The sequence below is a fragment of the Corynebacterium sp. EPI-003-04-2554_SCH2473622 genome (assembly GCF_001665955.1).
Lineage (GTDB): Bacteria > Actinomycetota > Actinomycetes > Mycobacteriales > Mycobacteriaceae > Corynebacterium > Corynebacterium pseudodiphtheriticum.
Genome location: NZ_LZMN01000049.1, coordinates 1 through 11,647 on the forward strand (window position 1 = coordinate 1; position 11,647 = coordinate 11,647).

At 53.8% G+C, this 11,647-nt stretch carries 13 protein-coding genes and 1 pseudogene; 5 read left to right on the top strand and 9 right to left on the bottom strand.

Annotated elements, in window-relative coordinates; all coding sequences use genetic code 11:
• The coding region (locus A5774_RS05500; RefSeq protein ID WP_231892358.1) for a DUF5926 family protein at positions 1–212 on the top strand (212 nt) is incomplete at its 5' end.
• Here A5774_RS05500 and A5774_RS05505 read toward each other — a convergent pair.
• The 4 genes and pseudogenes from A5774_RS05505 to msrA all read right to left on the bottom strand — a co-directional run.
• Positions 181–873 (bottom strand): annotated as a pseudogene (locus A5774_RS05505) (DUF5926 family protein); the annotation flags it as partial. The gene A5774_RS05500 and the pseudogene A5774_RS05505 overlap by 32 nt on opposite strands.
• 80 nt (positions 874–953) lie before the next feature.
• The gene (locus tag A5774_RS05510) at positions 954–1,997 is read right to left on the bottom strand and encodes a virulence RhuM family protein (protein WP_027017412.1); all 1,044 of its coding nucleotides are present in this window, start codon (positions 1,995–1,997) and stop codon (positions 954–956) included.
• A gap of 104 nt (positions 1,998–2,101) precedes the next feature.
• On the bottom strand, positions 2,102–2,827 hold the full coding sequence (locus tag A5774_RS05515) for a glycerophosphodiester phosphodiesterase family protein (RefSeq protein ID WP_064833752.1): 726 nt from the start codon (positions 2,825–2,827) through the stop codon (positions 2,102–2,104).
• A gap of 35 nt (positions 2,828–2,862) precedes the next feature.
• Positions 2,863–3,525, bottom strand: coding sequence for a peptide-methionine (S)-S-oxide reductase MsrA (gene msrA / locus A5774_RS05520; RefSeq protein ID WP_049149040.1), 663 nt, complete (start codon positions 3,523–3,525; stop codon positions 2,863–2,865).
• A 188-nt stretch (positions 3,526–3,713) separates the two neighbouring features.
• Between msrA and A5774_RS05525 the strand changes: the two genes are divergently transcribed.
• The gene (locus A5774_RS05525) at positions 3,714–4,316 is read left to right on the top strand and encodes a superoxide dismutase (protein ID WP_018121637.1); all 603 of its coding nucleotides are present in this window, start codon (positions 3,714–3,716) and stop codon (positions 4,314–4,316) included.
• Between the two features lie 128 nt (positions 4,317–4,444).
• Here A5774_RS05525 and A5774_RS05530 read toward each other — a convergent pair whose 3' ends face one another.
• The 4 genes from A5774_RS05530 to A5774_RS11680 form a co-directional block, all read right to left on the bottom strand.
• Complete coding sequence (locus A5774_RS05530) at positions 4,445–4,852, bottom strand: hypothetical protein (protein WP_064833754.1); 408 nt, start codon at positions 4,850–4,852, stop codon at positions 4,445–4,447.
• Between the two features lie 243 nt (positions 4,853–5,095).
• Positions 5,096–5,539 carry a DDE-type integrase/transposase/recombinase gene (locus tag A5774_RS11250; protein ID WP_369815530.1) on the bottom strand — a complete coding sequence of 148 codons (444 nt, stop codon included), beginning with the start codon at positions 5,537–5,539 and terminating at the stop codon, positions 5,096–5,098.
• Positions 5,451–5,690 (bottom strand): IS3 family transposase, encoded by a 240-nt coding sequence (locus tag A5774_RS11950; RefSeq protein ID WP_369815529.1) that lies wholly within the window; start codon positions 5,688–5,690, stop codon positions 5,451–5,453. Before A5774_RS11950 ends, A5774_RS11250 begins: the two co-directional genes overlap by 89 nt.
• Positions 5,691–5,812: 122 nt before the next feature.
• Positions 5,813–6,064, bottom strand: coding sequence for a hypothetical protein (locus A5774_RS11680; RefSeq protein WP_231892359.1), 252 nt, complete (start codon positions 6,062–6,064; stop codon positions 5,813–5,815).
• 776 nt (positions 6,065–6,840) lie between these two features.
• On the opposite strand from A5774_RS11680, the gene A5774_RS05545 reads away from it, so the two are divergent.
• The 3 genes from A5774_RS05545 (at position 6,841) to A5774_RS05555 (ending at position 10,214) form a co-directional block, all read left to right on the top strand.
• On the top strand, positions 6,841–8,061 hold the full coding sequence (locus tag A5774_RS05545; RefSeq protein WP_369815531.1) for an FtsX-like permease family protein: 1,221 nt from the start codon (positions 6,841–6,843) through the stop codon (positions 8,059–8,061).
• Positions 8,062–8,114: 53 nt separating this feature from the next.
• Positions 8,115–8,813 carry an ABC transporter ATP-binding protein gene (locus A5774_RS05550; protein WP_064833758.1) on the top strand — a complete coding sequence of 233 codons (699 nt, stop codon included), beginning with the start codon at positions 8,115–8,117 and terminating at the stop codon, positions 8,811–8,813.
• A gap of 186 nt (positions 8,814–8,999) precedes the next feature.
• Positions 9,000–10,214: an MFS transporter gene (locus A5774_RS05555; RefSeq protein WP_064833760.1), complete on the top strand. Its 1,215-nt coding sequence runs from the start codon at positions 9,000–9,002 to the stop codon at positions 10,212–10,214.
• On the opposite strand, the gene A5774_RS05560 is transcribed toward A5774_RS05555, so the two are convergent.
• A partial coding sequence (locus A5774_RS05560) for a TM0106 family RecB-like putative nuclease (RefSeq protein ID WP_064833762.1) occupies positions 10,215–11,647 on the bottom strand: 1,433 nt, incomplete at its 5' end.

An 11,647-nucleotide genomic window follows, 5' to 3' on the forward strand; every position in this document is an offset into this window, starting at 1 on the left:
CGCACATCCGCTGGGTACGCCCGGTGGACAACGAAAACGATTTCCTTAACGCCTTGGCACGCGTGGCCGCTCGCGGTGACTTGCACGTGGGTGAAGACACCAAGTTTGCCGGTGTGTTCCGTACTCATGGTGTGATTGCCCCAGTTTTTGATGTCACCCCGGAGCCAGCCGCGGATTCCTACCGCGAGCGGCCACGCGTGCCAAGGCGTTAAGGAAATCGTTTTCGTTGTCCACCGGGCGTACCCAGCGGATGTGCGCCTTACCGCTGCCGGTATCCGACCACCACAAAGCACCCGGCGCGTCGGCATCGATCGCGTGGGTTTCAATGACGGAATCGTTGGCCATCTGCATCGACTGCGCAACCTGCTCCGGCATGGGCGCGCCTTCTGGCATCCACCAGGAAAAGTCTTGCTCGAGCTGGATATCCAGCGTGGTGTCGTGCGGCAGCAGTTCCGTGAGTTCCGGCTGGTTGCCGTCGGCTGCCGTGGACACCAGCGATTCGCCAGCCGAGTGCTCTTTCACCCAGTTCAGGGCGTAGGCCAGGTCATGGTGCGGGTTCACGCCGTGGGCTTGCACCTGCAGTGCGACGAAGGCATCTCCGCCGTATTGCTCATCGCGGATCATCGCTGCGGATGCTCCCGGCAAAACACTACACAGCCACACGGTGCGATCGATGCCTGCGATATCCACTTTCGCGTAACCGGAGGGCACAAATTCTTGCAGTGCAATTAGTTCGGCTTCGCACGCGAACCCAGCGAAAGGGCGTGGATCTTTTTCCAGCTTGGCACGTTCCGCAGCCCGGGCTGCAAGTTTTGCTTGTCGACGCGACATTCCCTCGGGGAGGTCTTCTTGCTTCTTTTTCTTCTTCGCCATGCGCGCCAGTTTACGACATAGCTGCCTGCTCATTTTCCATAGCGCCGCAGCGTATGCCGACGGTTCCCAAAGTGAACTTATTAATCGTCATCGTTCTTGATGGATTCAACCGCATTTTCACCTGCTTCTATGAAAGCATCGAAGTCAGACTTAAATCTCTTGTCCTGCTCAACCCGAAATTTGGAAAATTCTCCAAGCGCAAATTCATCAGCAAGCTTCTTAGAAATCTTGCCCGCATGTTTAAGCAACTCACGACCATCGATCGATAATACTTGATCGAGTAGTCCCGCCCACTGTTCCATAGTGGTTGGAATCTGACGTTCAGCTCGACTTTCAGCCAAGTTCAAGAACGTTTCAACAAGCCGCCCTAAATCTTTGATCTCTGTTTTAGATAGATAGTTCTTGCCGACGGTCACGTCCCCGGCCAGCACCTTGCCATCTGGAGCTTTGTTCCAGGTTGTCAAGCCCATATGCATTTTATCTGCCGAAGCACGTTCATGAATCAGCTCTGCAGCGGTGTGGCCATGTACCGCGTAATGCAGTTTGTTCTGCACCGTAGCAAAGAAAGTTTTTGTAACCGGTGCATCCTTGTCATAGTCTGTCGCCGTTGCATATATGTCTGTCACCTTTTGATAAAAGCGACGCTCCGATAATCGGATTTCTCTAATTTCTTGGAGTAACTGCTCAAAATAGTCGTCCCCAAAAATCTCGCCTTGTTCCATGCGCTGCTTATCGACAACGAAACCGCGCAACGTGAAATCTCGAAGCACTTTAGTAGCCCAGATGCGAAACTGAGTCGCCCGTTTGGAGTTCACCCGATACCCAACCGAAATTATCGCATCGAGATTATAGTGTTTGACCTGATAATTCTTACCGTCATCGGCAGTTGTCCGGATTTTCCGGACAACTGAATCCCCATCCAGTTCTCTTGATGCGAAAATATTCCGAAGATGCTCAGAAACAGTACGCTTATCTACACCGAACAGCTCCCCCATCAACGCCTGCGTTAGCCAAATTGTCCCTTGCTCATACCGCACCAACAGATCGTGTTCGAGATCCGTCGCAGTAAACGTAAGCAATGGTCCTACTGATGAAATTCCTACGCTCCTTGGCTTATCACTCATTGCTTCATCCCCCAGTTACGTTCAATCGCTTGTTGAGCTACCCGGTACTTTACAGTCACTTATTCGGCAAGCAGAGTCTTCGTACGAATGTTTACAGCCCCTTCTCATTCCCGCAGCGTTTTAAGTGCACGCTCCGGCCAATTCGTCGCCAAGAGGTTCACCCCGTGATCGCGCGCCCAGCGCATATCTTCTGGCTTATCGACGGTCCACATGTACGTCCGACGGCCTCCCACACCAATCGCAGCCGGGTTGGCTTTGCCGTGGTCCAGAGAAAGCCCCAGCGCATGCGGGCGTGAGAGCATCAAATCGCGGCTGTTCCACCGCCGTTCCCAACCGCGGCGCAAATAAATCCGGTCCACCTGCGGCACGAGACTCGCGAGCCTGCGCAGCGAAGCATGTGAAAAAGAAATGATGTGCACACGAGGGTCCGCAACCATGCCGGTACGATGCAACGCCCGCGCCAGAGCTTTTTCCAGCGCAGCCCCCTGCCGCACCAGCGGTTTGGTCTCAATATAAAGGTGGTGCGAGTTATTCCCGAGCATGCGCAGCAAATCGTCGACAAGCATGAGTTGTTGTGGCGCATCCTCGGAACCGATATTCAGCCGCTGCAGCTCGGGCCACATCATGCGCGCGACCATGCCCGTGCCAGTGCTGGTGCGGTCCACGCTGGGATCATGGATCACCACCGCCTGCCCATCGCGGCTGGCGCGAATATCGCATTCCAGGCCATGGATAGGCAGTTGCAAGGCTTGTTGAAACGCCTCGGGCGAATTTTCCGGGTACTTCCCGGAATAGCCACGGTGGGCGACGATATGACAGCCGGTCAACATAGTATTTGCGCCTGCGCTAGTGTGCGCGAACAACTCTAGATGCTGCAGGCAATGCCCGTGCCGTGGTGCGGGCAATAGCCTTGTGGGTTTTTCTCCAGGTATTGCTGGTGCTCGTCCTCCGCCAAGTAGTACTCGCCCGCCGGGGTCTCGGCCAGCGTAGCGATCTCCGTGGTGACTTCACCGTAGCCGTTGGCCTGCAATTTCTTACCGTAGGCGTCGACAAGCTTGTCGACGGTCTGTTTTTCTTCCGCCGCGTTTGGGCCTTCGGTATAAAACGCCGAGCGGTACTGCGTACCCACGTCGTTGCCCTGCCGATAACCCTGAGTTGGATCGTGTGCTTCTAGACCAACGCGCACCAGATCCTCCAAGGACACCCGCGACGGGTCATAAACCACGCGCACAACTTCCACGTGATTGGTGCGCCCCGTGCACACCTCCCGGTACGTCGGGTTCGGCGTCACGCCACCGGCATAACCAACCGACGTAGACACCACGCCGTCGAGGTTCCAGTAGAGCTTTTCCACGCCCCAGAAACACCCCAAGCCCACGATCAAGCTGGCCTGGCCTTCTTCCCAAATGCCGGTAATGGGCGTACCCAACACGGCGTGCGGGCGTGGGTTTTCTAGGACCGGGTGCTTTCCGCCATGCAGGGCGTCTTCTTCGGCGACGAGTTCTGGGTTATTTCCAAACATCCACATGCCGACATTCTACGCCCGCGTAGCTCGATAAATGCTGTGAAAGACGCTCGCGTGCAGCTGTGTATTTGTTCATAAGAGAATCCCCTGATGCTTGGCGTCGCGTGAGTAGTTTTATGTCATAAAAATGTTGCGAAATTCTTATACGTGCCTATTATGGGCGGGGTACCCAACGAAAGGATTTAGCGATAATGGCTGTTTACGAACTCCCAGAACTCGAATATGACTACAACGCTTTGGAGCCACACATCTCCGGCGAAATCATGGAGCTGCACCACTCCAAGCACCACAACACTTACGTACAGGGTGCTAACGCAGCTTTGGACGCCCTGGAAGAAGAGCGCAACGGCGAAGCCAACCCAGACCGCATCCGTGCACTGTCGAAGAACTTGGCTTTCAACCTGGGTGGCCACACCAACCACTCCATCTTCTGGAAGAACCTGAGCCCTAACGGTGGCGGCGAGCCAACCGGTGAGCTGGCAGAGGCTATTGACCGCGACTTTGGTTCCTTCGAGAAGTTCAAGGCGCACTTCTCCGCAGCAGCACTCGGCCTGCAGGGTTCCGGCTGGGCCGTGCTGGGTTACGACCACATCGCTGGCCGTCTGCTCGTTGAGCAGCTGACCGACCAGCAGGGCAACACTTCCGTGAACTTCACCCCACTGCTAATGCTGGATATGTGGGAGCACGCTTTCTACCTGCAATACAAGAACGTCAAGCCTGATTACGTCAAGGCTGTCTGGAACGTCTTCAACTGGGACGACGTTGCAGAGCGTTTCGCAGCAGCGAAGAAGTAAACCTTCCGCCGCATCATCGCTGCGGCTTGCAGGAACGCCGTGTCCGCGCATTTTACGTGCCGGGCACGGCGTTTTTTCATCGCGGTTTTTATCTTCGGTGGTTTTATCTCGCGGGCAACCATTCTGGCTTAGCGAGTTCTCCCGGAAACCATAAGTAGAATAAACCCCAGCCACAATAGTCCGGTAGCTGCAGTTATTACCCATAAAAGCTCACTAAACAGCGGTTCCCAAAAACCACCGGCGCGAAACAGCTGAGTAATAACAGAAGCAACTGCAATAACAATTCCGGTGGTAATTATCCACGCGCCGATTTTTCCTATCGCAGATGAACGATACCGCGCTCGCTTATGGCTCCAGAGCGAAATACTTATCCCGATAAGCACAACCGCGATAGCGGTGAACAGAAGAAATAATGCGCCAACAAGAAACGGAAAACCGTCACCCGAGGCAGCAATAATGCTCATAAATACATAGAGCGCGAGGGCCACGAGAACCGAAAAAATTGTGATGCTTTCCAGAGGTTTCAGCATGTTCATTCCACTCCCAGGCTAAGGTCGGAAAACCAGCACCTGAAGTGCTCCGGGTTTTGTTCCTAGGCATTTGCCGTATTTTCTATTATTGCTTGGGGCGAGTTCTGCTTCCAAAATTCGGTTTCAAACTCGGCCGGTGCGCGGTATCCCAAGCTTTGATGCAATCTTGTCTCGTTCCATCATGACACCCACTCAAACGTGGCGATTTCTACCTCGACAACATCATCCCACCTGCGAGTATGGATCAGCTCACCCCTTGTGAGGGGCCGTTAACGTTTTCAACCAAAGCATTGTAATATAAATCACCAACAGTCCCGGCAGAAGCAGTGATCCCGTGCTGGGAAAGTCGCTCATTGTAGACAACGCTGACATACTGCGAGCCGTGGTCACAATGGTGAACCAACCCTGGAAGTTTCCTTGGCACTGACAATCGCCTGGAACGGCAGCGCTTGAAGTCCGCATCGAATCAGACGGTGCCCACCCAACAATCCTCCGAGAGAACACATCGGTGACAAAAGCGGTATAGACGAAGCCTTTGCGCGTACGAACGTAGGTAATGTCAGCCACCCACAGTTTTCCCAGTCCCGGTGCTTTGAACTCACGGTTAACGAGGCCAGGCCGCAGATCTGGCCCCTTGGGCGTGCGGGTGGTGACAGGTCCCCAGCCTTTGCCTGACAGACCGGCCAAGCGCATCAGGCGGGTAAGTTTGCGCACGACCAATATCGATACCTTCACGTTGAAGGGCATGCCGCATGTTCCGCACACCATAAACACCATAGTTATCAGCGTGAACGTGGTGAAGGTGTTCGAGCAAAGCAGCATCACGAAGTCTGCAGGCACTCATGCCACGAGCTTTAGATAGACGGTAACCACGCGAGGTGATAAACCCGCCAGCCCGGTTATTCTACAACGTCATACAGATGAACTCGATTGTGAAACGATCCCGATATTTATCGATGAACCGGATCATTTCTTAACGTTTCGGGCCGAGTCATGAGGCGAAAAAGCCGAGGCAGCCTTCAACGACTCATTGGTGTCGCGTAGCTTGTGGTTTTCACGACACAGCTTGGTCACCTCTGCAACAAGATCTTCAGGCAAAGGATTAGTAACGCGCCCTTCGCGACGAGCCGACTGCGCCCATTGCCGGGCAGTATGCCACGAGACACCTAGTTTCGGTGCCACGATCTTCCACGAGACGGACCACGCTGTCCTTCGCATCCTGGTCAAATTTCTTTGGCATTCTCCCGATTTTCCCATCTACTCAAACATCACAAAACCTAGGACACTTCAGCTCAGGCGGAACAGGACCTGGGCAATCCCAGCCCTATCCGGGGTAGATGTCTCAATAAGAACCAGGTTTGTTGTCTAAATAACTATGGGGTCTAAATATGATGTAGGCTTCAAAGAACAAGTAAATGGCGAATTCAGGAAGGAGGTGGAGAAAATAATTCAGGAACTTAATCTGGAGGTTGAAGCAGTGCAGCTGACAGATCAAAATAACAACTGACACTTTGTTGTTTGTGGAGCCATCCTCGGTTCTGACGGTTACTGCAGTTGGGACTATTGCCTAGTTTTGGCGTCATTATTCAACGTACTGGAATTCTTATAGCTGAGTACCGTTGCGTTTATCTTATATACATTCGGAATCTGTGTTAATTTTCTTCCGTTTTATAATTCAGACGGTTACAAAACGTTACTGTGCATGCTGGGAATAAAAGAAAAAGCCGAAGGAATGAGTGGAACATTAAAAGGCGTACGCCTGGCTAGCGTCCTATTTATTCTTATTTATATTATCTATACATTATATGCGATAGTGAAATTTTATGAATAACTGAGGATAGCGTATGTATAAAGAAATTCGAGACCTTAAACCTGTTTCTATAGCAGTTCTGTTACTAACTCTAGTATCTTCTTGGATGCTTTCTCTTTCCCTTGGAATTATAATCGTCGGCGCTCAGGCTTCTGAAGCGGAGTCGGGTGAACAGTTCGCGGCTATGGGAGGTCTTCAAATAGCCCTAACATGTTTGGCAGTGCTGATGTGCCTTCCGTCTGTTGTCAAAGTAGCTATTCGACGAGATTCTCGGCGCATAGCGCTTTGGCAGGTCATCGGTGCCTCTCCTCAGAAAGCGAGGTCGAGATATATAGGGATAGCTACTATTAGTTCCTTAGCAGGATCTCTGATGGGAAGTGCCCTAGCATTCTTATCGTGGCCAGCTCTCGGGCGCATTATTGACCACACAGGGTTCCTAGTACTGCCTGCGCTATCAGAGCCTTTGACTGCGTGGGCTTGGACTTTTGGGCCGGGGATAGCTTTTGTTGTGTTGTTCTTAGCATTGATTTTGGGAACACGCCAGCTGAAAAAGGTGGAGCCTGTAGAGGCCGTGATGGACATGCCTGAGCAAGCGCCTTCTCGAAGCATTGTCAGACTAATAATCTCAGGCCTCATCATAACAGGAATCATTATTGGGTATATAGGTATTGCATCAACTTCACCAATTGATGACATGGAGCGTCTCGGCGGATTACTCTCCTCTTATTGGGGTGCAGGGCTTGGATTGTTGCTCGCCTATGGCTTGTCGGATCGAGTGATGGTGAAACCAGTTGTTACCTTGATAGGTCGACTATTGCCACTGAACTGGCTGGACAGCTGGGTACTTGCCAGAACATCGGCCCGTCGACGAGCTACGTTGTCTACCTCTGTTGTTACCCCATTAGTTGTGGCAGCAGCGTCGGTCGGCTGTATTTTCGGCATGATTAACCAAACTGAGAACATTATGCTTGTCTCGGGTGCAAACGAATCAGACCTTCAGGTCAGTCCAACAAGCCAAATCATCCTGATCTTTGGTGCGCCCGTCATTATCGCCGCTTTTTCTGGTGTGATTGCCGTGTCTCTCACGAATGAGTGGAGACGACATGACGTTGCCTTGCTGCAAACCTTGGGCGCAACTGCAGCTTCAATTCGGTGGTCTTCTGTATTTGAATGCATAATTTATTTCTTATCGGCTGCTGTAATTTCCTCGATTATTCTAGGATTTAATGCTTTAGCCATCGGTGTCGCATTTGGACAAGGTCCGGTTCCGGACGCAAGCCCGGTATGGATTGGAAACGAAACCTATTTCCTGCTTATTGCCGGATTTTCGCTACTTGCAGTATCTATTGTGATTCCAACATTTAAGGAATCCAGAAAGCTCAATATTACTGCAATCTCGCATTAAGGAAAATAAAATGACTAATATTATCGAGACACAAGAACTAAAAAAAATCATTTTTGATCAATAAAAAGGAAAAAGAACAAGTCATTAAGGGGATCAACTTTTCTGTGATTGAGAACGAGTTTATCTCAATCGTTGGCCCTTCTGGATCGGGAAAATCAACGTTTCTTTACTGCATTTCTGGACTCGTACAAGCTGACTCTGGGCACAGTTTTTTGTGTGGAGTTGATTTGGTGACTGCCTCCAAAAAGCAGCGAAGCGATATTCGTCGTAAAAACGCGAGCTTCGTTTTTCAAGATTATAATTTGGTAGATTCCATGACATCCCTGGAAAACGTCCAGCTGGGCTTACGATTCGTATCTAAAAAGATTGCGAAAAAGGAACTGAATAACCTTTTTGAAAAGTTTGGGTTAGCCGAACGGAAGAACTATTATCCTGCCCAACTTTCTGGTGGCCAACGCCAACGAGTGGCGATTATCAGAGCCTTAGCCACGAAGCCTCGAGTGTTGTTCGCCGATGAGCCGACGGGTGCGTTGGACTCTCGGTCTGGGAGCTTAGTCATGAACGAACTTGCAGAGCTCAGCCGACAAGGCGCTGCTGTGGTCATGGTGACGCATGATTTAGATGTGGCAGCACAGGCACAGCGTGCCGTTGTCTTGTCGGATGGAAGGTTGATAAAGAACCTTGAGAACCCAACAAGGCAAGAACTGTTCCAAGCACTTGATGCGAATAACGGAAGTGAGGAGAAGTTGTAGTTTGCATTTCATGAAGAGGATAGGTGCATTTGGGTTTTGTATGCGGGGTATGCAAAGGGACTATTGGGAATGAGGTGCCTGGTTTTCTTCGGCTTTTGCCTAGGTTTTCCATTGTCTCGTGCCCTGAAGTGCCAGTCCTAAAATCTTCTTCAACCGCGCAGTGAAAAACGTGGCACCATGTAATATATGGCACAAACAGTACCCGCATGCGGCCTACAACGGGGAGAACGCAACTACCGGTTAGCCACCGTCGCGGTCCTGGCAGCGGGGCTGGCCGTATTCAACGGGCTGTATGTCACCCAGGCTATGCTGCCTGCGCTTGTCGACGCCTTCGACACCACACCAACCGTCGCAGCGCTGACAGTCTCCGTCGCCACGGGAATGTTGGCAATCTGCGTGGTTCCCGCCTCGATCCTCTCGGAACGCTTTGGCCGCAACCGAGTGCTAATTATTTCCGCCATCGCGGCCTCGCTCATCGGCCTGACGCTTCCGCTCGCCCAAACCATCCACCAGCTCATCGCCTTGCGGTTGCTGCACGGTGCTTTCATCGCTGGCACGCCCGCGGTAGCCATGGCCTGGCTGGCTGAAGAGCTTGACCACCGTTTCCTGGCCCGCGCCATGGGCGTCTACGTCGCAGGTAATTCCGTCGGTGGGCTCACCGGCCGGTTGCTCCCGTCGATGCTGCTAGAAGTCACCGACTGGCGCGTAGCAATCTTCTGTGCATCCCTCCTAGCTCTCGGCTTCGCCATCATCGTGGCGCTCACCCTGCCGCGCCAGCAGTTCTTCCAGCCGAAGGCCCTGCGGTTTCGCGCCGAATACGAATCCATGGTCACACACTGGAAAACGCCATCGCTGGCGGCCATGTTTCTCATCGCTTTTCTCGCCATGGGCGTGTTCGTTTCTTTGTATAACTTCCTGGCATTCCGCTTGATCGACTATTTCGAGCTGTCCCCAGGCATCGTCGCACTGGCATTTTTGGCCTACCTCAGCGGCACCTATTCCGCTGCCCGGGCAGGTGTGCTGGCGGAAAGATTCTCCCGCGGCACAGTGCTGGTCGTTTCTACCAGCGCATTCATCATCGGGCTGCTACTTACCGCCACCCCGTGGCTGTGGCTTACCCTGACCGGATTGCTGATTTTTACCGCGTCCTTCTTCGCTGCCCATTCCATCGCTTCTGGCTGGGTGGGCGCCATCGCCGAGCACAACCGCGCCGAGGCATCCAGCATGTACGTGCTGTGCTACTACCTGGGCTCGTCGGTCGTCGGCGCGCTGGCCGGCTTGACTTTTACTGCCCTACCATGGTGGGGCTTCGTCGGCACGCTTGCACTGTTAGCTAGTGCAATGCTGGCGCTCGGGGTTTTCGCACACGCCAAAGAGCAAAGCAACGACGACGCCGCTTAGCTAAGCACCCGCCCGAGCCGCCCCGCGCATTCGTGGAACACCCGGCGCGCCCGCGCACAACCAATCCCGCACCACGCGGGTGGCCTGACAATCACCCCGGTTATAGCCCAACAGCTGCTGACGTAACCGCAGCGCTTCCGCCCCAGTGCCGACGGCTCTGCGCCGTGCATTCACCGATTGCTCACCATCGACATCCTCATCCGGCCAGGTATACCCCGCCGTCGCTGCCACCTGTTTCAGCCCCATGCCCGCGGTATCAGCCAAAAACTGCTTGGCATAGCGGAACACATCCACCCATTGCGTAGAGCCAATAAAAGCATCAATCTCTTTGCTCGTGGGCACGCCCGGTTGCCCCGCAAAACGCTTCGCCGACCTACGCATCCAGTGGTTTTCCCCGTGCGCGGAATAGCAATAGGCGCGAAAGCTCATGCCGGCTGCTTCTGCTTGTCGACGCCGCGTGCACACGTAATCCCAAAAGTCCGCGAAATTCTTCGCCTCTGCAGCCCCACCGAGCTCGTCCCACGTGACAAACGGGTGGTAGTCCGCGCCATCCCACACGCCCCACAAGTACGCGCCTTGGTCTAGGTAGGCTTCCATGTCGATGTCCAGCTCGACGTCGGCACGCGGTATCCGCATCTCTTCTGCCTGCTGGCGCGCCAGAAACGGGATTCCCCGGCGCCACGCATCTGCCAATTGTGGGTAATCGCCGGCGATAGCGGAATCAGCCCGGCGTAGCGCCTCCACGGTGGTGATCCCGCGTTCGCGCAATTGATCGGCGCGGTCACCAGACAAAAACAAACTGATATCGTCGGCGTCGCGTAACTCTTGCTCGCAATAGTCCCAGAACCGACAGCTCGCGCATTCTTTCCTGCGCCGTGGTGCCTGCGGTAATGCCTCCGGCTGCACAGCAGCAAGCGCATTCGATAACCCGCGCTGGAACCGTTGGGTATCCATCAGGAAAATCCGGCGACGATCCTGCCCGATCAAACCACCACGACCGGTAGCCAGCCCGAGTTCGTCGAGCGCTCGTGCTGCCAGGCCCAACCGGTAACCGTCAACGGAATGCTGACGCAAGGCGAATTGCTCGGTGATGGGTTGGCCCAGCCCGGCGCGGTGAGTGGGAAGAACAGCTACTGCGCCACCGGCTTTTTCTCGCGCCACGCGGTGGTTGCTGACCATCACCGGCAGGTAGGCGTTGTCCCCGGTGCGCACCAGAGCGTCGACGGAGACTTTCCAGTCCACAGGAGTGTTGCCATCGTTGCCAGCCTGCCCGTTGTGCGGAGTATCAGCCCCGCCAGGCGTACCCATGCTTCCGGCGGTGTCCCCGGTTTCAGGATTACCCGTGGTTCCCGCCAGCACCGCGCCGGTTACCAAATCCGGCTGCCACGCGAGTGCTTCTAAGGTATCGAATTCCCGGCGTTCGACCGCTGCGG